Below are 24,733 nucleotides of genomic sequence, written 5' to 3'. Positions count from 1 at the left end.
GCGGCGCCGCTCGGTCGCATCCCTCCCCCCCCGCGCCGGCCGCCCCGCGGGGCGCCCCCCCCCGCCCCGCGGCCCCCCCGCCCCTCGCGGGGCCGGCCGTCGCTGCTGGTCAGGCCAGGGGCGGACTGTCACATGTCTCAGTTAGGTAACTTTCCTGTCGTATTCATCGGCACGACGCGGCGAGTTAGTTAGTGTTCCTGCCACACGCCCGAGGGCGCCACGACGAACGACGCGAGGACGCGTCGTCCATGCGAAAGGACCGATGATGATTCGAAGCACGGCGCGCAAGCGTCTGCTCACGGCGGTTGCGCTCGTGACCGGCGTGACCCTCCTGGCCGCGGGTTGCTCCGGGGGCGGCAACGGCGACGGGGACGAGGGCGCGAGCGGGGGACGCACGCTCAACGTGTGGGCCGGGACGCAGACGCCGATCGTCGCGAACTTCAACCCCTACTCGCCGAACCCGCTGCACGCGGCGAACGGCGCGATCTACGAGCCGCTCTTCTACTACAACAAGGCCCAGGCCAGCGCCCCCGAGCCCCGCCTCGGTGAGTCCTTCGAGTGGTCCGAGGACGGCACCGAGCTCACGGTAAAGCTCCGCGAGGGCGTCAAGTGGACCGACGGCGAGGACTTCGACGCTGACGACGTCGTCTTCTCGCACACCAACGAGGCCGCCCAGCGCGACTTCGTCGTCTCGGTCGAGGCCGTCGACCCGTACACCGTGAAGTGGACGTTCGACTCGCCGCAGTTCACGTCCGAGGTCCAGCTCCTCGGCACGTCGCTCGTCGTGCCGGAGCACATCTGGTCCGAGGTCGACGACCTCGTGACGTTCGCGAACGAGAACCCGGTCGGCACCGGTCCGTACAAGGCCGACGCCGTCACCGAGGCGGCCTACACGGTCGTCGCGAACGAGGACTACTGGGACGGCGCCCCCCAGGTCAAGAAGGTCCGCTACCTCGGCATCGACGCGAACCAGAGCGCCGAGGACCTCATGACCACGGGCAAGGTCGACTGGACCGCGATGTTCGTCGCCGACCCCGACCGCATCACCGCGGACGGGCGTCTGAGCATGATCAACACGCCGCAGGACCCGACGACGATCTACACGTGCGTGTCGGTCGACCTCGGCTGCACCGGCCCGCAGACCGACGTCGCGGTGCGCCAGGCGATCAACCTCGCCATGGACCGCACCGAGATCAACGAGAAGGCGTTCGCCGGCCTCGCCGCGACCGCGTCCCCGACGTTCGCGCTCCTCGGTCGCGACGACCGCTGGATCTCGCCCGACGTCGAGGCGGAGAGCCCGCAGACCGCAGACGCCGCGGCCGCGTCGAAGGTCCTCGAGGACGCCGGCTACACCCAGGGTGCGGACGGCATCTACGAGAAGGACGGCCAGAAGGTCGAGCTGACCCTCATCACGGTCGACGGCTGGAACGACTACAACGCGGTCGGCGACCTGCTCGTCGAGCAGGCGAAGGCCGCCGGCATCTCGATCGTCCACAACAAGGTCACGCAGCAGGAGATGTCGGACGCGCGGGTCGCGGGCACCTACCAGCTCATGGTCGGCGGCATCACCGGCCCGTCGCTCGACGACCCGTTCAGCATCTACCGCCAGTGGATGACGACGGACTACACGCGGCCCGTCGGTGAGGTCATGGAGTCCGGCCTCTTCAACTACGTGCGCTACACCAACCCGAAGGTCGACGCCGCGGTCGAGGCGGCTGCCTCGACGAACGACGAGGCCGCGAAGCAGGAGCAGTACGCGGTCATCCAGGAGGAGATCGTCCGCGACCTGCCCTACATCCCGGTGGTCGTGAACGCCTCGCAGACGTTCATGGACACGAAGGACTTCACGGGCTGGCCGACCGAGGACGACCTCTACGCCTTCCCGCCGTCCTGGAGCACGGTCTCGCTGGGCGTCGTGCTCTCGAAGCTCGAGCCGGCGAGCTGATGCGACCGCGCCGACGAGGAGGATCGAGGAACGAGGGACTCGCGACATGAGGTACTACGCACGACGGATCACGTTCTACGTGATCACCCTCTGGGCAGCTGTCTCGCTGAACTTCCTCATCCCGAAGCTCATGCCGGGTGACCCCAAGCAGATCTTCATCGACAAGTTCCTGCGCAAGGGCGGCGAGCTGACGCCCCAGATGCAGAACAGCATCGACCTCCTCTTCGGCGCGGACGGCGACGCCTCCCTGTGGGACCAGTACGTGGACTACTGGGGGCGCCTGTTCCAGGGAGATCTCGGGATCTCCATCACCTACTACCCCCAGCCCGTCACCGAGCTGATCGGCCAGGCCCTCCCCTGGACGGTCGGGCTCGTGGGACTCGCGACGATCATCTCGTTCGTCCTGGGTGTCGGGCTGGGGGCGTGGGCCGGCTGGAAGCGCGGCACGTGGGTGGACAGCATCATCCCCGCGTCGACGCTCCTCCAGGCGGTGCCCTACTTCTGGCTCGCCCTCATCCTCGTCTCCGTCTTCTCGGTCACGACCGGGTGGTTCCCGCGGATCGGCAGCTACGACATCTTCGGCTTCGACAACGGCCCCGAGTGGTCGTGGGCGTTCGTCGGCAGCGTGATCTACCACGGGTTCCTGCCCGCGCTGACGATCGTGCTCTCGTCGGTGGGCGGCTGGCTGCTCGGGATGCGCAACATGATGGTGTCCACGCTGTCCGAGGACTACGTCACGACGGCGGAGGCCAAGGGCCTGCGCCGGATGCGCGTCGCGATCACCTACGCGACCCGCAACGCCGCGCTCCCCTCGTTCGCCGGGTTCGGCGTCGCGCTGGGGTTCGTCGTGGCCGGGTCGGTCGTCATGGAGCAGGTGTTCAGCTACCCGGGTCTGGGCAAGCTCCTGTTCAACGCGGTCCAGGCGAGCGACTTCGCGCTCATGCAGGGCACGTTCCTCGTGATCACGCTCGCCGTGCTCGCGGCGAACTTCCTCATGGACATCATCTACGGATTCATCGACCCGAGGGCGCGCGCCAATGTCTGACAACACCCGCGACACGGAGATCGTGACCCCCGCCGCCGACGCGGCCCCCGCCGCCACGGTCGTGGTCGACGGCCTCGCGCCGGCGACGACCACGGAGGGGATCGTCCCCGACGTCCGGGACGTCCCCGCGGCGCAGGACGCCCCCGCCGCGCCCGCCCGCCGTGGCCTGCGCGCGATGCTCCCGCGCCGGTCCGGCAAGCTCACCGCCGGGATCGTCCTCGTGGTCGGCATCCTGCTGTTCACGTTCGTCGCGCCGTTCTTCACCCAGGACCCGCGCTCCACGGCGAACGCGCGGTTCCTGCCGCCGAGCACCGAGCACCTGCTCGGCACCAACCACATCGGGAACGACATCTTCGCCCAGGTCGCTTACGGCGGGCAGGGCTCCCTGATGGTGGGCCTCATCGCCGGCGCGATCGCGCTCGTGCTGTCGATCGTGTTCGGCATCGTCGCGGGTTACCGGGGGCGGTTCACCGACGAGGCCCTCTCGCTCGTCACGAACATCATGCTCGTCATCCCGGGCCTGCCGCTGATCATCGTCATCTCGGCCTACCTCCAGACGCGGTCCCTCCTCGTCGTCGCGGTGATCCTGGGCCTCACGGCCTGGCCCGGTGCGGCGATCGTGCTCCGCATGCAGGCCAAGTCGCTGCGTGCGCGCGACTACGTGTCCGCGGCGCGCGTGGCGGGCGAGAAGACGCCGCGGATCATCCTCGTGGAGATCTTCCCCAACCTCCTGCCGCTCCTCACGGCGCAGTTCCTCGGCGCGGTGCTCCTGGCGATCCTCGCCGAGGCGGGGCTGTCGTTCCTCGGGCTCGGCCCGTCGGGGTCGATCACGTGGGGCACGATCCTCAACCAGGCGAGCGCCAACAACGCGCTGAGCCTCGGCATGTGGTGGTGGTTCGTCCCGCCGGGCCTGCTCATCGCGCTCTTCGGCTGCGGGCTCGCCCTCATCAACTTCAGCCTGGACGAGATCATCAACCCCCGGCTGCGCCTGGGGCCGGCCGCGGTCAAGAGCGTGCGCAAGGCCCGCAAGGCCGGCCTCGCCGTGGACGCGGACCCCGACGGCGCGGGTTCGGACGCCCCCGGCACCGACGGCAGCGACCCTGACGGCACGGACACCGACGCCGACGACGCGAAGGAGACGGGAGGCGCATGACCGCCACGACCACGGCCACCGGGCCGCTGACCAGCGAGGGCCACGCCGCCTACCTCGTCGGCAAGGAACCGGTGCTCACCGCGCGGCACGTCTCGATCGACTACGAGGTCGAGCCGGTCGTCCACGCCGTCAAGGACGTGTCGCTCACGCTGCACCGCGGCGAGATCCTCGGCCTCGCGGGCGAGTCGGGCTGCGGCAAGACGACGCTCGCGTACGGGATCAACCGCCTCCTCAAGCCCCCGGCGCTCCTGACGTCCGGGACGGTGACGTTCCACGACCAGGACGGCGGCGACGTCGACGTCGTCGCGCTCTCCGGTGACGCCCTGCGCGCGTTCCGGTGGGACAAGGTCTCCATGGTGTTCCAGGGCGCGATGAACTCGCTCAACCCGGTCATCAGCGTGCGCGACCAGCTCGGGGACGTCCTCAAGACCCACCGGCCCGGGATGTCGCGCAAGGACCGGGCGACCCGGTCCGCGGAGCTCCTCGAGCTCGTGGGCGTCGACCCCTTGCGCCTCGACAGCTACGCGCACGAGCTGTCGGGCGGCATGCGGCAGCGCGTCATGATCGCGATGGCGCTCGCGCTCAACCCGCAGGTCATGATCATGGACGAGCCGACGACGGCCCTCGACGTCGTCGTCCAGCGGGGGATCCTGCGCGAGATCATGCGGCTGCGCGAGCAGCTCGGGTTCGCCGTCGTGTTCATCACGCACGACCTCCCGCTCCTGCTGGAGATCAGCGACCGCATCGCCGTGATGCTCCGCGGCGAGATCGTCGAGATCGACACGGCGGAGTCGATCTTCGAGGGCGCCCAGCACCCGTACACGCGCCGACTGCTCGGCTCGTTCCCGAGCCTCACCGGCGACCGCGGCTCGTTCGTCCGCACGGGCGAGGGCACCGGCGAGAGCCAGGAAGGACCGCACGCATGAGCACCCTCGAGGTCCGCAACCTGGTCAAGGACTTCTCCATCCGCAAGGGCCTGCGGCGCACGCGCCTGCGCGCGGTGAACGACGTGTCGTTCACGCTGGAGCCCGGCAAGACGATCGCGGTCGTCGGCGAGTCCGGCTCGGGCAAGTCCACGGTGGCGCGCATGATCGCCCAGCTCGAGACGCCGACGTCGGGCGAGATCCTGCTGGACGGCAAGCCGTCCGCCACCCGTGGCCGCGGCCTGGACGCCTACCGGCACGACGTGCAGATGGTGTTCCAGGACCCGTTCGCGTCGCTCAACCCGTTCCACACGGTGGCCCACCACCTCGAGCGGCCGCTGCGCCTGCACAAGGTCGCCCGCGGACGCGAGGCGCTCGACGCGCGGGTCCACGAGCTCCTCGAGCGGGTGAACCTCACGCCGGCGCCCGTGTTCGCGGCCAAGCAGCCGCACGAGATGTCGGGCGGACAGCGCCAGCGCGTCGCGATCGCCCGGGCGCTCGCGCCGGGCGCGCGCTTCCTCGTCGCCGACGAGCCGGTGTCGATGCTCGACGTGTCGATCCGGCTCGGGGTGCTCAACCTGCTGGCCCGCCTCCAGCGCGAGGAGAACCTCGGGGTCCTCTACATCACGCACGACCTCGCGACCGCCCGGCACTTCAGCGACGAGATCCTCGTGATGTTCCGCGGGAACGTCGTCGAGCGCGGCCCGTCGGACCAGGTGATCCTCGACCCGCAGCACGACTACACCAAGCTGCTCCTCGGTGCGGCGCCCGAGCCGCAGAACCACGGGAAGCTGCGCGAGGAGGTGCGCCGCGGGCTCGCGGCGGCCGCGGCGGGGTCGGGCGACGGCGCCGACCGCGACCGGTTCGGCACGCGCGGCATGTGAGACCGGCGCACCCGTCGCCCGCTCGATCCGGGCGGCGGGTGTGCTGCCGTCGTACGCGTCGGTGGTGGCGCGTACCCGTCGCGCGGGCCAGGTCTGTCGGACGCCCTGGCCCGCGCGCCCTTCCACGCGTGCCGCCGTCCTCGACCCGGTGGTCGCGACGACCCGGGAGGCGATCGGGCGGGAGACGGCCGGGCGGCGGGTGGGTAGGGTCGGGCTCGTGCCCGCCCGTCATCTACGCCTCGTGCGCCCCGCCGAGTCCTCCGCGCCGACGCCCTCCGTGGCCCAGGCCGCCACCGTGACCGACGCGCTCGCGGCCCTGCGCCGCGAGATGGAGGTCCCGGAGTCGTTCCCCGCCGCGGTGCTCGCCGAGGCGGAGGCCGTCGTCCGGGACGGCGGCGCCGTCGTCGGCGACGGCCGTGTCGACCTGCGGGACGTGCCCTTCGTGACGATCGACCCGCCGGGGTCCATGGACCTCGACCAGGCGCTCCACCTCGAGCGCGCCGGGGACGACCCGGCAGGTCCCGCGGGCGCGGCCTACGTGGTGCACTACGCCATCGCCGACGTCGGCGCGTTCGTCGCGCCGGGCGGGGCGATCGACCTCGAGGTGCACGAGCGCGGGACGACCCTCTACGCGCCCGACGGCCGCACCCCGCTCCACCCCGCGGTGCTCTCCGAGGGGGCGGCGAGCCTCCTGCCGGACCAGGAACGCCCCGCGGCGGCGTGGCGCGTCGTGCTCGACGCGCGGGGCGAGATCCTCGACGCGACGGTGCGCCGCGCCGTCGTGCGGTCGACGCGGCGGCTCACCTACGACGAGGCCCAGGTCGCGATCGACGCGGGCGGGTCCGAGGACGCGGGCGGCGCCGCGCTCCTCCTGCTCCGGGAGGTCGGCGAGCTGCGGCTCGCGCGCGAGCGCGAGCGTGGGGGAGTGTCGCTCGAGGTCCCCGAGCAGGAGATCGTCCCGCTCGACGACGGCACGTTCGGCCTCGAGTTCCGCTCGACCCTCCCGGCGGAGGGGTGGAACGCCCAGATCTCGCTGCTCACGGGGATCGCGGCGGCGCGCCTCATGCGGGCGGGCGGGGTCGGCGTCTTCCGCGCGCTGCCCGAGGCCGACCCGCGCGACCTCGCGCGCCTGCGGCGTACCGCGCGCGCCCTCGGCATCGACTGGTCGCGCGAGACGGCGTACGCCGACCTCGTGCCGACCCTCGACTCGCGCGTCCCGCGCCACGCGGCCTTCCTCAACGAGGCGACGTCGCTCTTCCGCGGCGCGTCGTACGAGGCGTTCGGGGGGACGGGGCAGGAGTCGGGCGTGCCCGACGACGCCGCCCACGCCGCGATCGGCGCCGAGTACGCGCACGTCACGGCGCCGTTGCGCCGGCTCGTGGACCGGTACGGCACCGAGGTCTGCCTCGCGCTGTGCGCGGGCGACGACGTCCCGCGCTGGGTGCTCGACGCGCTGCCCGGCCTGCCGCGCACGATGGCGCGCACGGGCCAGCGCGCGGGGTCGTACGAGCGCGCGATCGTCGACGTCGTCGAGGCGGCGCTGCTGAGCGGGCGCGAGGGCGAGGAGTTCGACGGCGTCGTCGTCGACGTCGAGGACGACAGCGAGCGTGGTCGGCGCCTCGAGCGGGAGGGCGGCGACGCGTCGAGCGTGCGGCGCGGCCAGGTCGTGCTCACCGACCCCGCGGTCCGCGCGCCGGTCGAGAGCACCGAGGGCACCGACCTCCCGCTCGGCGACCCGGTCAGGGCGACGCTGCGCGAGGCGTCGGTGGCGCAGCGCCGCGTCCGCTTCACCGTCGGTTGAGCGAGCTCGACGGGAAGTGCCGATCTCGTCGCCCGCTCACCTAACCTGGCTCTCGTGCCTGCCCGACGACGTACCGACCCGGCCGCCGGCCGCCTCGCCCTGGCGGCGTGGCGCGCCGACCCCACCGACCGCAAGGCCGTGACGACCGCGGTGCGGTTCACGCTCGAGGAGCTCGCGGACGTGGCGCCCGGGCACACGGTCGAGGTGCGCGTGCCGCCCGCGGGGGCGGTGCAGGCGGTCGAGGGCCCCCGGCACACGCGCGGGACGCCGCCCAACGTCGTGGAGACGGACCCGCAGACGTGGCTCGGCCTCGTGACCGGCACGCTCGCGTGGGCCGACGCCGTCGCCGACGGCCGCGTCCGCGCGTCGGGCGAGCGCTCCGACATCTCGTGGCTCCTGCCGCTCCAGGCGGCTCGCCCCCGCTGAGGTGCTGCTCCGGGCGCGACGGCACGGGCGGACGTGTTACCGGTGCGTAACGTTCTCGGCCCCAGGTCTGGCGGCGCGGGACGCGGAGGGCTAGCGTCCGATGATGACCGGCCGCCGTCCGCGCGGGCGCTCGCCGCACGACGACGTGCGACGACGTTCTCGCGACGGTGACGTGGCAGCAACCGCCCGTTCATCCAGGTGGGGTGCGATGTCCTGCGGAGGCAGGGCGTCGACCCGTCCGAGGAGTGGACGTGAGCGGCTGCTGCCCGGCCGTCCGCACGAGATGAAGGAGTCAGCGTGACCGACCACCAGCACCTGCGGCGACGGAGGGTGGTGGCGGGCACGTTGACCGTGGCCCTCGCCGCGCCGCTCTCCGTCGCGGCCGCCACCGCCGCGAGCGCGGCGCCCGACGGGTCGGGCCTCGTCATCAACGAGGCCTACCTGAGCGGCGGCAGCGCGAACGCCCCGTACACCCACAAGTTCGTCGAGCTGTACAACCCCACGCAGGCGGCGATCGACCTCTCCGGCATGTCGCTGCAGTACCGCTCCGCGACGGGCACGGGCGCCTTCACCGGCGTCACGGCGCTCACCGGCACGGTCGCACCCGGGGGCTACTTCCTCGTGCAGGGCGGCTCCAACGGGTCGAACGGCGCGGCGCTGCCGACGCCGGACGCGACCGGTGGCCTCAACCCGTCGGGCACGACGGGCACCCTCGCGCTCGTGCGCTCCACGTCGGCGGTCACGCTGCCCGCGGGGAACGCCGCGGGCGCCGCGAACGTCGTGGACCTCGTCGGGTACGGGTCGTCGAACACGTTCGAGACCGCCGTGAGCCCCGCGCCGTCGGCCAACAACGTGCCCGCGTCGATCAACCGGACCGGCTTCGCCGACACGGACGACAACAGCAAGGACTTCACGCTCTCCAGCACCGTCACCCCGCAGAACAGCGGCGACGACGGCGGCGGCCCGGGCCCCGAGCCGGGCGAGGTCGTCCCGATCGCGGACATCCAGGGCACGGGCGCGGCGAGCCCCCTCGTCGGGCAGACGGTCACGACGCGCGGCGTCGTCACGGCGACCTACCCGACCGGCGGCTACGACGGCTTCTACCTGCAGACCGAGGGTACGGGCGGCGACCTCGACGCCTCGCACACGGCGTCGGACGCGATCTTCGTCTACTCCAAGGCGGGCGCCGCGGCTGTGCAGGTCGGCGACCACGTCGAGGTCACGGGCGCGGTGTCCGAGTACTTCACGCTGACCCAGATCACGCCCGCCGCGGGCGGCTGGACCGTCCTCGACGAGGCGGCCGAGGAGGTCAAGCCGGCGAACGTCGCGTTCCCCGCGACCGACGCCGCGCGCGAGGCGCTCGAGGGCATGCTCGTGCAGCCCGCCGGCGACTACGTCGTCGCCGACAACTACGACACGAACTACTACGGCTCGTTCCTGCTCGCCGCGGGCACCGACCCGTTCGTCCAGCCGACGTCGGCCGGGCGCCCGGGCAGCGCGGAGGCCGCGGCGGCCGTCGCGGACCGCGCGGCGCGCGCCGTCGTGCTCGACGACGGGGCGACCACCAACTTCAACAACACGGCCAACAAGGGCATCCCGCTCCCGTACCTCACGGGCGGGGCACCGGCGCGCGTCGGCGCGGGCGTGAGCTTCACGACGCCCGTCATCCTCGACTACCGGTTCGACGCCTGGACGTTCCAGCCGCTCACGCAGCTCACCGCGGGCGACGGCGGCAACGCCGCCACGGTCCAGCCGGCCACGTTCGCGAACACGCGCGAGGACGCCCCGGCCGAGGTCGGCGGCGACCTGTCGGTCGCGACCTTCAACGTCCTGAACTACTTCACGACCACGGGCGACGAGCTCACCGGCTGCCAGTACTACACGGACCGCGCGGGCAACCCGATCACGGTCCGCACGGGCTGCGACGCCCGCGGCGCCGCGAACGACGAGAACCTCGAGCGGCAGCAGGCCAAGATCGTCGCGGCGATCGACGCGCTCGACGCCGACGTCGTCGCGCTCATGGAGATCGAGAACTCCGAGCCGTTCGGCAAGGACCGCGACCAAGCCCTCTCGGACCTCGTCGACGCGCTCAACGCGGACGCCGGTGCCGACGAGTGGGCGTTCGTCCCCTCGCCGGCCGCGCTGCCCGGGGACGAGGACGTCATCCGTCTCGCGTACATCTTCCAGGTGGACTCGGCCGAGCCGGTCGGCGAGTCGCGGATCCTGCTCGACGACCCCGCGTTCTCCAACGCGCGCGAGCCCCTCGCGCAGGTGTTCCAGCCCGTGGGCGGGGCCGAGACGGCGGAGGACGACGTGCTCGTCGTCGCGAACCACTTCAAGTCGAAGGGTTCGGGCACGGGCGAGGACGCTGACCAGGGCGACGGCCAGGGGGCGTCCAACGCGTCGCGGGTCAAGCAGGCCACGGCGCTCGTCGGGTTCGCCGAGGACGTCGCGGCGGATGCCGGGACCGACAAGGTCCTGCTCGCGGGCGACTTCAACTCCTACTCGATGGAGGACCCGCTCGAGGTCCTCAAGGAGGCCGGCTACGTCGACCTGGGCGAGAGCACGGGCGAGCAGACCTACCTCTTCGACGGCTACGTCGGGTCGCTCGACCATGTGTTCGCATCCCCGGCCGCGGCCGCCGCGGTCACGGGCACGGACGTGTGGAACATCAACTCGGTCGAGCCGATCGCCAACGAGTACAGCCGGTACAACTACAACGCGTCGATCCTCTACGACACGACGCCGTTCCGGTCGTCCGACCACGACCCGGTGCTCGTCGGCCTCCAGCTCGGCGACGCCGGGCCGGGGACGACGCAGCTCGACCTGCTGGCGATCAACGACTTCCACGGTCGCATCGACGCCAACACCGTGAAGTTCGCGGGCACGATCGAGCAGCTGCGCGCGGCGAACCCCGACGGGACGGCGTTCGTCTCCGCGGGCGACAACATCGGCGCCTCCCTGTTCGCGTCTGCGCTCCAGGAGGACCAGCCGACGATCGACGTGCTCAACGCGCTCGACCTCGCGACGTCCGCCGTCGGGAACCACGAGTTCGACCAGGGCTTCGCGGACCTCACGGGTCGCGTCGCGGACGAGGCCGACTGGAACTACCTCGGCGCGAACGTCTACGACAAGGGCACGACGAACCCGGCGCTGCCGGAGTACCAGGTGGTCGAGATCGACGGCCTGGACGTCGGCTTCGTGGGCGTCGTCACCGAGGAGACCCCGACGCTCGTCACGCCGTCCGGCATCGCGGACCTCGACTTCGGGGACCCGGTCGAGGCGCTCAACCGCGTCACCGCCCAGCTCCAGGACGGCGACCCGGCGAACGGAGAGGCGGACGTCGTCGTCGCCCTCGTCCACGAGGGCGCCGGTGCGGGCACGCCCGACGGCGCGACGCTCGAGGAGGAGGTCGCCGCCGGCGGCGCCTTCGCGGACATCGTCACCGAGACCGACGCGCGCGTCGCGGCGATCTTCACGGGCCACACGCACAAGCAGTACGCGTGGGACGCCCCGGTCCCCGGCGTCGAGGGCAAGACCCGCCCGATCGTCCAGACCGGCAGCTACGGCGAGTTCATCGGGCACGTGTCGCTCACCGTGGACACCGAGACCCACGAGGTCACGGCGTACACGGCCGAGAACGTCGCGCGCACGACGACGGACGACGCGACCCTCGTCGCGACGTACCCGCGCGTCGCGGAGGTCAAGACGATCGTCGACGCGGCGCTCAAGCAGGCCGACGTCATCGGCGCGCAGCCGGTGGGCGAGGTCACGGCGGACATCACGACCGCGTTCGCCGGCGGCTCCTACACGGGCCCCGGCGGCACGTACGTCGGGTCCGGACCGAACCCGACCTCCGGTCGTGACGACCGCGGGTCCGAGTCGACGCTCGGCAACCTCGTCGCCGACTCGCTGCTCGCCACGCTCGCCGACCCGGCGCGCGGCGGTGCGGACTTCGGCGTCGTCAACCCGGGCGGTCTGCGCAACGAGCTCTTCCACAACGGCGACGGCGTCATCACCTACGCCGAGGCCAACGCGGTGCTGCCGTTCGTCAACAACCTGTGGACCGTGACCCTCACGGGCGAGCAGGTCGTCGAGATGCTCGAGCAGCAGTGGCAGACGAACCCGGACGGCACGCGCCCGTCGCGTCCGTACCTCGCCCTGGGGCTCTCGGACAACGTGTCGTGGACGGCGAGCACCGCCGACCCGAACGCGGCGCCGGGGAGCAACGTCTCGTCCGTGACGATCAACGGCGAGCCGATCGACCCCGACGGCGAGTACCGGGTCGCGACGTTCTCGTTCCTCGCGACGGGTGGCGACAACTTCCGCGTGTTCACCCAGGGCACGGACGCGCGCGACTCCGGTCTGGTCGACCGCGACGCGTGGATCGCGTACCTGCGGGACAGCTCGCCCGTGTCGCCGTCGTTCGACCGCTCGCGGGTCGTCGTCGACGAGCTGCCCGGGACCGTGACCGCGGGTTCCGACGTGAGCGTGGGGCTCTCGGGCCTGAACCTCACGTCGCTCGGGTCGCCCGCGAACACCTCGGTGGACGGCTACCTCGTCGCGGCGGACGCCGCGTTCGACCCCGCGAACCCGGGCACCCCGGCGGGTACCGCCACGGTGACCGGCGGGGCGGCGACGCTGACGGCGACGGTCCCGGCCGACGCCGCGGCGGGCGACTACGACCTCTGGGTCGTGGCGTCGCCGAGCGGCACGACCGCGCGGATCCGGGTCACGGTCGAGGCCGCGGCCCCGACCGTGGTGCTCGAGAACCTCGAGGCCTCCGCCCGCTGCATGGGCAAGTTCGTCCACGTCGCGGTCCGCGCGACCAACGGCGAGGACGTCCCGGTCGAGGTCGTCCTCGAGACGCCCTACGGCTCCAAGCGGTTCCCGAACCTGCAGCCGGGCAAGAACGCGTACCAGTCGTTCAACACCCGGGCCACGTCGGTCGAGGGTGGGACGGTGACCGTCACCGCCACGCTCGACGGGGTGACGCAGCAGTACGAGGTCCCGTTCGAGGGACAGACCTGCGGCTGACGCCTCGCTGACGCCGCCTCCCGCGACCCGGGTCCCGTCCGACGGGCCCGGGTCGCGGTGCGTCCCGGCGCGGACGCCGGGCCCGCGCGTCGCGGTCGCGCACGGCGTCGGGGCCTCCCAGGAACCGCGGGTAGGGTCGTGGCCGTGAGCTCCGAGCAGTCCCCCGTGCCCGACGGCGCAGCCCCCGACCCGTCCGACGCGCCCGCCTCGCGGGCTGCCGGTCCGGCGACCGGCGCCGAGACCGCCGCCCCCGAGACCACCGGCACCGGGAGCGGGGAGGCCGCCACGTCCGGGCCGGCCGCCGACGAGGTGGAGGTCGAGGACGTCGTCGACCCGACGACGGTGCGCCGCGCTCCGCGCTACGGCAGGTTCTTCGCGGTGGGGATCGTGCTCGGCGCGGTCCTCGGCCTCGGGATCGGTGGCGCCTGGCTGCAGTCGCCCGCCGCCGAGCCGGTCTTCAAGCCGGGCGTGTACTTCACGGTCATCCTCGTCACGTGCGCCGCCCTCGGTGCGGGCGTCGCGGGGCTGTGGGCGGTCGTCGCGGACCGCCGGAGCCTGCGCGGGCGGCGCTGACTCGCACGTCCTCGCAGCTCCCGCGCCGGGAGGTCAGGCGGGAGCGTCGTCGCCCAGGTGCCAGCGCTCGCGCGCCAGGGCGCGGTACCGCGCCGCCCGGGTCACGCCGACCACGACGACGCACAGCGCCGCGAGGGTCGCGGCGCCCAGGACCGCCGCCGTGGCAGCGAACGGCACGGCGTCGGCCAGGAGCGCGACGCCGCCGCCCGCCAGGCCGGCCAGGACCGAGGGCGTGAGCATCCCGGAGCCCGCCAGGACCACGAGGGCGACCGTCGTGGACGCCGACCACGGGGACAGGAGCTCCCGGACGACGTCGGCGGCCGGCGGCGCGGACGGCTCCGGGGCGCGCAGGAGCGCGAGCCCCGCCCGGCGCTGCCGCCCCTGTCGTGACACCGGGAGCAGGAGCCACACCGCGCCGAGGAGCAGCGCGGCCCCGACCAGCGCACCGCCCACGCCGACCAGGACGTCGATCGACGCCTCGCCCACCGGCCCGAAGTAGCGGTCCGGACCGAACTTGCGCGGGTGTCGCATCCACAGGCCGATCAGGAACAGGACGACGCCGACCATGCCCGCGCCGCCCAGCACGGCGGCCACCCGGTCGTTCCGGAGCGCGACCCGCGCGTCGGGTCGCGAGGGAGCGGACGGGCCGAGCGCCGCACGCCGACGTCGCTCGGCCTCCTCGGCGTAGCGCACCTCGTTCGGTCCCCACGTCGTGCGCACGATGTCCTGCCAGGGGGAACAGCGCGCGCGCAGCCCGGGCAGGAGCAGCAGACCGACCGCGGTCACCACCACGACGACCGCGGAGACCGCGACGGTCGGGGTGCGTTCGGCGTCGTCCCGGTCCATCGCGAAGAGCCCGACCGCCCCGGCGAGGAGCGCGAGCACGAGGTACGTCCACGTGAGCCCGGTGAGCGCCCCCGCCGGGCTCGACTCCGCCACGCGCTTCCGCACCGAGTGCGGCGGGACGTCGGTGCGGGGGCGGCCCTCGCCCACCAGGGCGCGGGTCACCGCGAGCGTCGCCGCGGCGTGCACCGGCACGAAGGCCGGCACGGCGACCGCGAGGGTCAGGATCCACCAGCCCATCGTCGAGCGCAGGACCTCGTCGGCCTCGTACCGCCCGCCGGAGACGAGCTCACCGCCGACGAGCGAGAGCCCGAGGAGGACGAGGAAGCCCAGGACCGTGCCGACGAGGAACGCCCCGCCCGCCGCCGTGAGACCGTCGAGCCGGGCCGGACCCGCGCCGGCGCGGACCTCCACGAACCGGTAGGCCGCCCGCTCACGGCGGTGCCGCGGCCGGTCGTCGCGGGCACGGTCGTCGCGGTCCCCGGGGGAGCGGTCGACGCGGGAGGGAGCCACGCGGGCAGGATAGCGAGCGGTTCTCCCCGGGCCGGGGCAGCGTCGTCGGAGAGGGCCGTCGGGGCGGCGCCGGGGTCAGCCGGGGACCGGGGCGCCGACCGGTCGGGGAGCGGCGGACGTCGCAGCACCCTCCGCCGGGGCGAGCCGTACGGCGACCCCCGGCGCGAGCCCCAGCGTCCGGGCCTCCGCGCGGGTCACGACGACGGACACCACCTCGTCCTCGGTGGCCACCTCGGCACGCACCTCGAAGCCCACGCGCGTCGTGCGCGTCACGACGCCCGGCACGGGACCGCCCGGGCGGGACGGCTCCGTGGCGACCACCGTGCCGTCGGAGGTGCCGTCGGCCAGCACCTCGACGTGCACGTCGTGCGGTCGCACGAGCGCGCCGCCGAGGCGTGTCACCGGCCCGAGGAAGCTCATGACGAAGTCGTTCGCGGGGCGGTCGTAGAGGTCGTCGGGCGTGCCGACCTGCTCGATGCGGCCCTCGTTGACGACGACGATCTCGTCCGCGACCTCCAGCGCCTCCTCCTGGTCGTGCGTGACGAACACCGTGGTCACGGGGATCTCGTCGTGCAGGCGGCGCAGCCAGTCACGCAGCTCCTTGCGGACCTTCGCGTCGAGCGCGCCGAACGGCTCGTCGAGCAGGAGGACGCTCGGGCGGATCGCGAGCGCGCGAGCGAGCGCCATGCGCTGGCGCTGCCCGCCGGAGAGCTGCGACGGCAGGCGGTGCGAGAAGCTCTCGAGGTGCACGAGGCGCAGCAGCTCGTCGACGCGCTCGGCGATCTCGGCCTTCGGCGTGCGACGGATCTCGAGCCCGAACGCGACGTTCCGCGCGACGCTCAGGTGCTTGAAGGCCGCGTAGTGCTGGAAGACGAAGCCCACGTTGCGACGACGCGCGGGCAGGTTCGTGGCGTCGCGGCCCTCGATCTCGATCTCGCCGGAGTCGGGCACCTCGAGCCCGGCGACGACGCGCAGGAGCGTGGACTTGCCCCCGCCGCTCGGGCCGAGCAGCGCGGTGAGGCGCCCCGTGGGGACGGACACGGAGACGTCGTCGAGCGCGACGAAGTCGCCGAAGATCTTGCGGACGTTGCGGATCTCGATGCTCATGCGTCGGCCTCCGTGCGGGCGGCGGTGCGGGGGGACGGGCGGGCGGTGCGGCGGGTGCGAGGGCCGGTGGCGGCGTCGTCGGAGCGGAGGAAGGTGACCGCGACGATGCACGCGACGGACACGGACGCGAGGAGGAACGCGACCGCGTAGGCCGTGCCCTGCTCGAAGTCCTGGTAGCGCTGCTCGACGAGGAGCGTGGACGTCTGGGTGCGGCCCTCGAAGTTGCCGGACACCACCTTGACGGCGCCGAACTCGCCGAGCGCCCGGGCGAGCGTGAGCACGACGCCGTAGACGACCGCCCACTTGATGGCGGGCAGGGTGATGCGCCGGAAGGTCTGGAACCAGGTCGCCCCGAGGCTCGTCGCGGCGAGCTCCTCGTCGGTGCCGAGCTCCGTGAGCACGGGCGCGACCTCGCGGATCACGAGCGGGAGGCACACGAACGCCGTCGCGAGCACGATGCCGGGCGGCGCGAAGATCACCTGGAGCCCGGCGTCCTCGAGGGCCCCGCCGAACCAGCCGTTCCTGCCGTACACGAGGACGAGCGAGAGCCCGACGACGATGGGCGAGACCGAGAGCGGGAGGTCGAGCAGGGCGTTGAGCAGCGCCTTGCCCGGGAAGTCGTACCGCACGATGAGCATCGAGATCCCGACGCCGAAGACCGTGCTGAGCAGCACGACCTGCACCGCGACCGCCGCGGTGAGCTGGAGCGCGAAGACGACGGACGGGTCTGCCAGGGCCCGCTGGAACGTCTCGAGCCCGTCCGCGAACGCGCCGCGGACGACGAGCGAGACCGGCCAGCCCACGAGCAGCACGAGGTAGACGACCACGACGGCGCGCAGCGTGCGGCGCACCCAGGGAGAGCTATCCACGGCGGGCCACCCTGCGCTGGAGGAGCTGGATCGTCGCGATGACGAGGAGGGACACGAGCAGGAGCACCGAGGCGACGGCCGCCGCCTGCTCCGGCTGCCCGTTCTCCAGATAGCTGAGGATGCGGACCGAGCCGACCTCCGTGCGCATCGGCAGGTTCCCGGAGAGCAGGACGAGCGCGCCGTACTCGCTGATCGCGCGGGCGAACGACAGCGCCGCGCCCGCGGTGATCGCCGGGGCGAGCGCGGGGAGGATCACGCGACCGAAGGTCGTGAGCCGGTTCGCGCCGAGCGACGCGGCCGCCTCCTCGACGTCCCGGTCGAGCTCGGCGAGCACGGGCTGCACGCTGCGCACCACGAAGGGCAGCGTGACGAACAGGAACGCGAGGAAGACGGCGGCGCGGGTGTTCGCGACGTCGATCCCCAGCGGCCCCGACGGCCCGTACAGCGCGAGCAGCACGAGGCCGGCGACGATCGTGGGGAGCGCGAACGGGATGTCGATGAGCACCTCGAGGAGCCGCTTGCCGGGGAACCGGTCGCGCACGAGGACCCATGCGATGAGCGTGCCCATGACGACGTTCACCGCGGTCACAGCGAGCGCCTGCGTGACCGTGAGGGTCAGCGCCGCCGCCGTCTGCGGCTGCGTGACCGCCGCGACGAAGGCCGGCCACCCGTCGACGGACGTCTCGACGAGCACCGCGACGAGGGGGATGAGCGCGAGCGCCGAGAACCACACGAGCGCCACCCCGAGCCCGAGGCCCGAGGCCGGGGTCAGCCGGTAGGGACCGTTGGGCGTCCGGCGTGCCCGGCGGACCCGGCGCGGACTGTGCGCGGCCGGGGCCGGGCCGCGCTCGCGCGCCGCCCGGCCCGGTCGTTCAGCGAGGGTCGAGGACACGGGTCACTGCTTCCCGGTCTCGGCCTGGATCTTCGTCACGAGTCCCTCGTCGCCGAAGAACTTGTCGTTCGTGGCCGACCATCCGCCGAAGTCGTCGGCGATGGTGAGGAGCGTCGGGACGGTGGGGAACGGGTCGCTCGGGTCGTTGGCACCCTCGACCTCGAAGTCGACGTCCCCGGTCAGGGGACGGAAGCCCACGTGGGCGAACGCCTCCTGGCCCTCGGGCGTGCGGACGAAGTCGAGGTAGCTCTGGGCCTTGGGGTCGGCGTCGACCGTCACCGCGGCCGGGTTCTCGATGAGGAGCGTCTGGTCGGGGACCACGTAGTCGAACGTCTCGCCGTTCTGCCGCGCGAGGATCGCCTCGTTCTCGTAGGACAGCAGGACGTCGCCCGTGCCGGACGTGAAGGCGGTCGTCGCGTCGCGGCCGCTGCCCGGGAGCGCGACCGCGTTGGTGAAGAACTTCCGCAGGTACTCGGTCGCGTCCTCCTCCGAGCCGCCGTTCGCGATGACGCTGCCCCACCCGGCGAGGATGTTCCAGCGCGCCGAGCCCGATGAGCCGGGGTTCGGGGTGACGATCTCGACGCCGGGCTGGACGATGTCCTCCCAGCCCTGGATGTTCTTCGGGTTGCCCTCGCGGACCACGAGCACGACGACGGACTGGCTGACGATGCCGTTGTTCTCGCCCGCGTTCCAGTCCTCGGCGACGAGGCCCGCGTCGACGAGACGCGTGACGTCGCCCTCGAGGGAGAAGTGCACGTAGTCGGCCTCCAGGCCGTCGGCGACGGCCCGGCTCTGGTCACCGGAGGCGCCGTACGACGTCTCCCACGTGACGCCCTGGCCGTCCTCGGTCTCGCCCCACAGCTCCTGCGCGGCGTCGTTGCCCGCCTTGGGCACGGCGAAGCCGACGAGGGAGAGGGTCGTGGGTTCGACGTCGGAGCCCGCGTCGCCGCTCGCGTCGCCACCGCCGGACCCGTCGACGGCGGTCGGCGCGCAGGCGGTGAGGACCAGAGCGGTGGCTGCCGCGGCAGCCGCGAGGGTGATCGTCGTCCGGAGGCGTCGCATGGTGTCGTCCTTCGTCGGGGCCCCGGGATGCCGGGAGCGGGTGGTCGAGCAGGGGGTGGAACAGGGGTGGAGCGGGTGGTCGATCGAGCGATCGAGCGGGACGGGCGAGGCAGGCGGTGATATTGGACTGTCGCGGTCGGGTAAGTCGAGATTCAAGCGTGGCGTTCCCACGCAGCGAAACCCCTGACCGACAAGTGGGACGACGTAACGCCACCGTGAACGAGCGGCTCGTGCGGCGCCGAGCGTGCGCGTCGCCCCGGTCGTCCGCATGACCTCGCGCTTCGGTTCCGGCGCGCCTGCTGTGGGACACTGAGGTACGTGGCCCCCCGCGGAGATGGACTTCTCAACCACGACCTCATGCCCGGCGAGAAAGGCCCCCAGGACGCCTGTGGCGTCTTCGGTGTCTGGGCGCCCGGCGAAGAGGTCGCCAAGCTCGCCTACTTCGGGCTGTACGCGTTGCAGCACCGAGGCCAGGAGTCGGCCGGCATCGCCACCAGCAACGGTGAGCAGATCCTGGTCTACAAGGACATGGGACTCGTCTCCCAGGTGTTCGACGAGACGGCCCTCAACGCCCTGACGGGGCACATCGCCGTCGGGCACTGCCGGTACTCGACCACGGGCGGCGTGACGTGGGAGAACGCGCAGCCGACGCTCGGTGCCACCGCGTCCGGGACCGTCGCGCTCGGGCACAACGGCAACCTGACCAACTCCGCGGAGCTCGTCAACCTCGTCGCGGAGCGCTACGGCAGCCAGCGCCGCGGCGAGCTCGCGCGCGGCAACACCACGGACACGGCGCTCGTCACCGCGCTCCTCGCGGGCGACGCCGACCACACGCTCGAGGCCACGGCGCTCGAGGTCCTCCCGCGCCTGCGCGGCGCCTTCTCGCTCGTCTTCATGGACGAGCGCACCCTCTACGCCGCGCGCGACCCGCAGGGCGTGCGCCCCCTCGTCCTCGGTCGGCTCGAGCGCGGCTGGGTCGTGGCGAGCGAGACGCCGGCGCTCGACATCGTCGGCGCGTCGTACGTGCGCGAGGTCGAGCCGGGCGAGCTCATCGCGATCGACGCGGACGGCCTGCGCTCCCAGCGCTTCGCGCCCGCCGAGCGCGCGGGCTGCGTCTTCGAGTACGTCTACCTCGCGCGCCCCGACACGTCGATCAACGGCCGCTCGGTGCACGCCGCCCGTGTCGAGATGGGCCGCCAGCTCGCGCGCGAGCATTCCGTGGAGGCCGACCTCGTCATCCCCGTCCCCGAGTCCGGCACGCCCGCCGCCGTCGGCTACGCCGCCGAGTCGGGCATCCCGTTCGGCCAGGGGCTGACCAAGAACGCCTACGTCGGGCGCACGTTCATCCAGCCGTCGGACACGCTGCGCCAGCTCGGCATCCGGCTCAAGCTCAACCCGCTGCGCGACGTCATCCGCGGCAAGCGCCTCGTCGTCGTCGACGACTCGATCGTGCGCGGCAACACGCAGCGCGCGCTCATCCGCATGCTGCGCGAGGCCGGGGCGGCCGAGGTGCACGTGCGCATCAGCTCGCCGCCGGTGAAGTGGCCGTGCTTCTACGGCATCGACTTCGCCTCCCGCGCCGAGCTCATCGCCAACGGCCTCTCGCCCGACGAGATCGGGCAGTCGCTCGGCGCCGACAGCCTGGGCTACATCTCGACCGAGGGCATGATCTCGGCGACCGAGCAGCCGTCGTCCCAGCTCTGCACGGCGTGCTTCACGGGGAAGTACCCCATCGAGCTGCCGCCCGACGACCAGCTCGGGAAGCACCTCCTCGAGCAGGCCGAGCTCCCGCTCGGCGCGCCGGAGGACGGGCTGCGCAGCCTGTCCGTGACCGCCGGCGGGGCCGGCGCGCTCCAGCACCCGTGAGCTCAGCCCTGAGCGCGACCCGAGACCACCAGCACCACCGGCGCGAGCGCCGCGAGACCTCCTTGGAGCCGACACCGTGACTGCCGACTCGCCCCAGACGGGCCTCACCTACGCCGCCGCGGGCGTCGACACCGAGGCCGGTGACAAGGCCGTCGAGCTCATGAAGGACGCCGTGCGCCGTACCCACGGGCCGCAGGTCCTCGGCGGCGTGGGCGGCTTCGCGGGGCTCTACGACTTCTCCGAGGTCGCGACCTACCGCCGCCCCCTGCTCGCGACGTCGACCGACGGCGTGGGCACCAAGGTCGCGATCGCCCAGGCCCTCGACGTGCACGACACGATCGGCTTCGACCTCGTCGGCATGGTCGTCGACGACATCGTCGTGGTCGGCGCCAAGCCGCTGTTCATGACGGACTACATCGCGTGCGGCAAGGTCGTGCCGGAGCGCATCGCGGGCATCGTCCGCGGCATCGCGGCGGCCTGCGAGGTCGCGGGCACCGCGCTCGTGGGTGGCGAGACGGCCGAGCACCCGGGTCTGCTCGGCGCGGACGAGTACGACGTCGCCGGTGCCGCCACGGGGGTCGTCGAGGCCGACCGGCTGCTCGGCCCCGACCGCGTGCGCGAGGGCGACGTGCTCGTCGCCATGGCCTCGTCGGGTCTGCACTCGAACGGGTACTCGCTCGTGCGCGCCGTGCTCAAGCACGCCGGCTGGGGCCTCGAGCGGCACGTCGACGAGCTGGGCCGCACGGTCGGCGAGGAGCTCCTCGAGCCGACGCGCGTCTACGCGAGCGACTGCCTCGCGCTGGCTGCCGACGACGCCGCGCAGGTCCACGCGTTCACGCACGTGACCGGCGGCGGACTCGCCGCGAACCTTGCGCGCGTCCTGCCCGCCGGGCTCGTCGGCGTCGTGGACCGCGCGAGCTGGGACGTCCCGCCGGTCTTCCGCCTCGTGCGCGAGCTGGGTGGCGTGCCGCGCGGCGACCTCGAGAACACGCTCAACCTCGGCGTCGGCATGGTCGCGGTGGTCGGTGCCGACGGCGTCGACGCCGCACTGGCGCGCTGCGCCACGCTCGGTGTGCCCGCGTGGGTGCTGGGCACGGTCGAGGCCTTCGACCCGGCGGCGGCCACCGACGTCGCGGACGGTGACCTGGTCGCGGGCACCAAGGGCGTCCAGGCGGGTGCCGTGCGCCTCGTCGGCGACTACCGCGCCTGATCTCCGGTGCCCTCGGGCGGGGCGGCACCTGCAGACCCGCCCGAGGGAGGCCGCTCCCGCGGCCGAGCGCGACGACGTCAGGGCGCGACGACGATGTGGAGGGCTCAGGGCGAGCGGGCCCGGTGCGTGAGTGCCCACAGGTCACGAACGACGACCGCGCCGTCGCCTACCGGGGCAGGCGACGGCGCAGTCGAGGTCGAGACGCTTCCGCGGCAGACCGCGGCGATGAAAGGTGGTCGACGACCGTCAGCGGTCGTCGGACCAGTCGTTGTAGCGCTGGTCGTAGCGCTCGAGGTCGTCCGCCGACTCGGCGCCGAAGCGCGAGTCCGTCACGACATCCGTGTGGCTGTGACCGGTGAGCTCTTGCTCGAGCGCACTGTAGTTCGTCTCGGGGCTGTAGTACTTCAGCGCGCGAGCGACCTTGGTCTGCTTTGCCTTCTGACGGCCGCGGCCCATGGCTCCGACCCCCTCAACGTAGAAGCGGGGCGGCTACGTACTCAGACGTGCGGCCCCGGGGTGTAGTTTCGTCTGTTCAGGGTCCAACGGTACATGCTCGGGGCCTATTCCATCCACTCAGAAGACGGTGACGGGCCGCGGACGTGCCTACCGTCACACAGTCTCCACGAGCGGGGGAGCGGGCCCGCGTCGTGCGAGGCGCGGCGCGTCGCCGAGGAGCCCGGCTCGCACGCCTCGTAAGCCGCAGGAGCGCCTATCCGGCCGATCCGACCATAGGCGGCCTAATTCACCCGTCCGTCAAGTCGCCCGAAATCCGCATGCTGCGACAATGGAGGGTACTGGCGTCGTGCTGTCGTCGTGATCCGGGGTATCTGCCGGACCAGCGCGTACCAGGAGGAGGTGTCGTGATGTCCATGCACGGAGAGTCCGAGGTTCTGCTCACGCCCGCCGAGGTCGCCAGCCTGTTCCGCGTCGATCCCAAGACGGTCACCCGCTGGGCGAAGGCGGGCAAGCTCTCGTCGATCCGTACGCTCGGCGGCCACCGCCGTTACCGGGAGTCCGAGGTGCGCGCGCTGCTCGGCGCCGCCAGCGAGCCCGCGGAAGGCACGGACAAGTCCTGAGTCGACCGCGCACCGCGCCGCCGGCACGGCCGGTGCGCCGGATCGACAGGGCAGGAGAAACGCCCCGGCACGTACGCACCGGGGCGAGCGCTCGTCCGAGACTACGAGCGCCGACGCAGGATCGCCGCCGTGACGAGTGCGACGCCGGCCACGACGGCACCCAGCAGCAGCTTGACGTTGCGCGACCGGTCGGGGTCCTCCTCCGGCAACCCGCCCCCGGTGAGGAACGCACCCGTGTCCGAGGCCGCCTGCTTCGCCTGCTGAGCCGCAGCCTTCGCCTGGACTCGCGGGTCCAGGCGGGTCGTGAGCTCGTCGATCGTCCCCGCGAGCTCGGCGCGCGTGCGCGCGATCTCGTCCTCGAGCTGGGACTGGGAGAGCTGGGGCTCCGGGGCTCCGTCGGTTCCGCTCACGGGCGCAGTCCTTCCTTGATGGTGGCCACGTCTTCCTTGATGCTGTCGACCGCTCCGGTCGGGGTCGGCGGGACGCCGCGCTGGAGCTGCTTGACGCCGACGAACGCGAGCGTACCGGCGACGAGCATGAGGACGAGGCCGACGATCAGCGCGGCGAGCCACAGCGGCATGACGGTCGCGAGACCTTCCATCGCCGAGTGGAGGAGGAAGCCGAGGCCGTAGAGGACGAGCACCCCGCCCACGACGAGCATGCCGATGCCGATCCCGGCGTGCTTGGCCTTCGTGGTGAGCTCGGCCTTCGCGAGCGCGATCTCGGAGCGGACGAGGCGCGTCGCCTGCTCGGACAGGCGCTCCACGAGCTGTCCGACCGTCGGCTTCTGCTCCTCGGGCGGGATGCGCCCGTCGATCCAGTCGCTCATCTCTCCGCCTTTCCGCAGGTGACCCCACCACTCAACCGGCACCCGGGGCGGCGCGCAACTTCCCGCGAGCCGGTGCCGGACACGAAGGGGGAGCCGCGCGTCGTCGACACCGAGATGCAGAAGACCCCCGCCCGGATCCCGGGCGGGGGTCTCTTCGGTGGCTCCGACCGGCGTCGATCCGGTGACCTTTCGATTTTCAGTCGAACGCTCTACCAACTGAGCTACAGAGCCATGGGGGAAGAGCCCGGCCGGCCGATGCCGACCGGGCTCTTCGCCTCACGCGACCCTGACGGGACTTGAACCCGCGACCTCCGCCGTGACAGGGCGGCGCGCTAACCAACTGCGCTACAGGGCCTTGCTGTTCTTTCGCGAGACACACCTTAGCACCAGAGAACCCGGTGGTTTTCACCAGTGAACCTGGTGGTGTGGTGGCCCGCTTTCGAACCGAGAGGATCGTACCGTACCGGTGAGCCGATCCGTAAATCCGCTGGTGACCACCGGTCCCGGCGCGATCTCGCGTACCCCCAACGGGATTCGAACCCGTGCTACCGCCGTGAAAGGGCGGGGTCCTAGGCCGCTAGACGATGGGGGCTCAGGAACGTGCGCCAGTGTACAGCGGCGGGACCGTGGCTTCCCGGTCGGCGTCGCGGCCGGGGCGGTGCTCCTGCCGGTGCGGTGG

General features: G+C 72.6%; 20 protein-coding genes and 3 tRNA genes. 12 read left to right on the top strand and 11 right to left on the bottom strand.

Annotated features, from left to right (window positions below):
* Positions 1-265: 265 nt before the first annotated feature.
* From ACFWH7_RS00640 to ACFWH7_RS00600, 9 genes are all read left to right on the top strand, one after another.
* Positions 266-1,945: an ABC transporter substrate-binding protein gene (locus tag ACFWH7_RS00640; RefSeq protein WP_378214539.1), complete on the top strand. Its 1,680-nt coding sequence runs from the start codon at positions 266-268 to the stop codon at positions 1,943-1,945.
* Between the two features lie 46 nt (positions 1,946-1,991).
* On the top strand, positions 1,992-2,990 hold the full coding sequence (locus ACFWH7_RS00635) for an ABC transporter permease (protein WP_378214538.1): 999 nt from the start codon (positions 1,992-1,994) through the stop codon (positions 2,988-2,990).
* Positions 2,983-4,143, top strand: coding sequence for an ABC transporter permease (locus tag ACFWH7_RS00630; RefSeq protein ID WP_378214537.1), 1,161 nt, complete (start codon positions 2,983-2,985; stop codon positions 4,141-4,143). Before ACFWH7_RS00635 ends, ACFWH7_RS00630 begins: the two co-directional genes overlap by 8 nt.
* Positions 4,140-5,069: an ABC transporter ATP-binding protein gene (locus tag ACFWH7_RS00625; protein WP_237841601.1), complete on the top strand. Its 930-nt coding sequence runs from the start codon at positions 4,140-4,142 to the stop codon at positions 5,067-5,069. The genes ACFWH7_RS00630 and ACFWH7_RS00625 overlap by 4 nt, the downstream gene beginning before the upstream one ends.
* Positions 5,066-5,950, top strand: coding sequence for an ABC transporter ATP-binding protein (locus tag ACFWH7_RS00620; protein WP_378214536.1), 885 nt, complete (start codon positions 5,066-5,068; stop codon positions 5,948-5,950). The genes ACFWH7_RS00625 and ACFWH7_RS00620 overlap by 4 nt, the downstream gene beginning before the upstream one ends.
* A 217-nt stretch (positions 5,951-6,167) precedes the next feature.
* Positions 6,168-7,751: an RNB domain-containing ribonuclease gene (locus ACFWH7_RS00615; protein WP_378214535.1), complete on the top strand. Its 1,584-nt coding sequence runs from the start codon at positions 6,168-6,170 to the stop codon at positions 7,749-7,751.
* Between the two features lie 54 nt (positions 7,752-7,805).
* The gene (locus ACFWH7_RS00610) at positions 7,806-8,177 is read left to right on the top strand and encodes a sterol carrier family protein (RefSeq protein ID WP_378214534.1); all 372 of its coding nucleotides are present in this window, start codon (positions 7,806-7,808) and stop codon (positions 8,175-8,177) included.
* Between the two features lie 297 nt (positions 8,178-8,474).
* Entirely contained in the window at positions 8,475-13,214 is a 4,740-nt protein-coding gene (locus ACFWH7_RS00605) for an ExeM/NucH family extracellular endonuclease (protein ID WP_378214533.1), read from the top strand.
* Between the two features lie 144 nt (positions 13,215-13,358).
* On the top strand, positions 13,359-13,787 hold the full coding sequence (locus tag ACFWH7_RS00600; protein ID WP_378214532.1) for a WASHC3/CCDC53 family protein: 429 nt from the start codon (positions 13,359-13,361) through the stop codon (positions 13,785-13,787).
* A gap of 33 nt (positions 13,788-13,820) precedes the next feature.
* Here ACFWH7_RS00600 and ACFWH7_RS00595 read toward each other — a convergent pair whose 3' ends face one another.
* The 5 genes from ACFWH7_RS00595 to ACFWH7_RS00575 all read right to left on the bottom strand — a co-directional run bounded on the left by ACFWH7_RS00595 (position 13,821) and on the right by ACFWH7_RS00575 (position 19,073).
* Complete coding sequence (locus ACFWH7_RS00595) at positions 13,821-15,143, bottom strand: hypothetical protein (RefSeq protein WP_378214531.1); 1,323 nt, start codon at positions 15,141-15,143, stop codon at positions 13,821-13,823.
* A 75-nt stretch (positions 15,144-15,218) separates the two neighbouring features.
* Complete coding sequence (locus tag ACFWH7_RS00590; RefSeq protein WP_378214530.1) at positions 15,219-16,250, bottom strand: sulfate/molybdate ABC transporter ATP-binding protein; 1,032 nt, start codon at positions 16,248-16,250, stop codon at positions 15,219-15,221.
* Entirely contained in the window at positions 16,247-17,119 is an 873-nt protein-coding gene (locus ACFWH7_RS00585) for a sulfate ABC transporter permease (protein WP_378214529.1), read from the bottom strand. The genes ACFWH7_RS00590 and ACFWH7_RS00585 overlap by 4 nt, the downstream gene beginning before the upstream one ends.
* A complete protein-coding gene (cysT, locus tag ACFWH7_RS00580; RefSeq protein ID WP_378214528.1) occupies positions 17,112-18,011 on the bottom strand; it encodes a sulfate ABC transporter permease subunit CysT in 900 nt (299 codons plus the stop codon). Before cysT ends, ACFWH7_RS00585 begins: the two co-directional genes overlap by 8 nt.
* A gap of 3 nt (positions 18,012-18,014) precedes the next feature.
* Positions 18,015-19,073, bottom strand: coding sequence for a sulfate ABC transporter substrate-binding protein (locus ACFWH7_RS00575; RefSeq protein ID WP_378214527.1), 1,059 nt, complete (start codon positions 19,071-19,073; stop codon positions 18,015-18,017).
* Positions 19,074-19,391: 318 nt separating this feature from the next.
* Here ACFWH7_RS00575 and purF point away from each other — a divergent pair, with 318 nt between their 5' ends.
* The gene (purF, locus tag ACFWH7_RS00570) at positions 19,392-20,939 is read left to right on the top strand and encodes an amidophosphoribosyltransferase (protein WP_378214526.1); all 1,548 of its coding nucleotides are present in this window, start codon (positions 19,392-19,394) and stop codon (positions 20,937-20,939) included.
* A 76-nt stretch (positions 20,940-21,015) separates the two neighbouring features.
* Positions 21,016-22,149: a phosphoribosylformylglycinamidine cyclo-ligase gene (gene purM, locus ACFWH7_RS00565; protein ID WP_378214525.1), complete on the top strand. Its 1,134-nt coding sequence runs from the start codon at positions 21,016-21,018 to the stop codon at positions 22,147-22,149.
* A 246-nt stretch (positions 22,150-22,395) separates the two neighbouring features.
* Here purM and ACFWH7_RS00560 read toward each other — a convergent pair whose 3' ends face one another.
* Positions 22,396-22,605: a DUF3073 domain-containing protein gene (locus tag ACFWH7_RS00560; RefSeq protein WP_154799469.1), complete on the bottom strand. Its 210-nt coding sequence runs from the start codon at positions 22,603-22,605 to the stop codon at positions 22,396-22,398.
* 407 nt (positions 22,606-23,012) lie between these two features.
* On the opposite strand from ACFWH7_RS00560, the gene ACFWH7_RS00555 reads away from it, so the two are divergent.
* Positions 23,013-23,225: a BldC family transcriptional regulator gene (locus ACFWH7_RS00555; RefSeq protein ID WP_024839011.1), complete on the top strand. Its 213-nt coding sequence runs from the start codon at positions 23,013-23,015 to the stop codon at positions 23,223-23,225.
* Positions 23,226-23,326: 101 nt separating this feature from the next.
* On the opposite strand, the gene ACFWH7_RS00550 is transcribed toward ACFWH7_RS00555, so the two are convergent.
* From ACFWH7_RS00550 to ACFWH7_RS00530, 5 genes are all read right to left on the bottom strand, one after another.
* Entirely contained in the window at positions 23,327-23,635 is a 309-nt protein-coding gene (locus ACFWH7_RS00550; RefSeq protein WP_378214524.1) for a DUF3618 domain-containing protein, read from the bottom strand.
* Positions 23,632-24,054: a phage holin family protein gene (locus ACFWH7_RS00545; protein ID WP_378214523.1), complete on the bottom strand. Its 423-nt coding sequence runs from the start codon at positions 24,052-24,054 to the stop codon at positions 23,632-23,634. Before ACFWH7_RS00545 ends, ACFWH7_RS00550 begins: the two co-directional genes overlap by 4 nt.
* Positions 24,055-24,212: 158 nt before the next feature.
* Positions 24,213-24,285, bottom strand: a tRNA-Phe gene (locus tag ACFWH7_RS00540).
* A gap of 50 nt (positions 24,286-24,335) precedes the next feature.
* Positions 24,336-24,409: transfer RNA gene (locus tag ACFWH7_RS00535), tRNA-Asp, on the bottom strand.
* A 164-nt stretch (positions 24,410-24,573) separates the two neighbouring features.
* Positions 24,574-24,646, bottom strand: a tRNA-Glu gene (locus ACFWH7_RS00530).
* Positions 24,647-24,733 lie beyond the last annotated feature (87 nt).

The organism is Cellulosimicrobium cellulans, from assembly GCF_042723955.1.
GTDB lineage: Bacteria > Actinomycetota > Actinomycetes > Actinomycetales > Cellulomonadaceae > Cellulosimicrobium > Cellulosimicrobium cellulans_H.
This window is presented reverse-complemented; position numbering and strand designations above follow the sequence as displayed.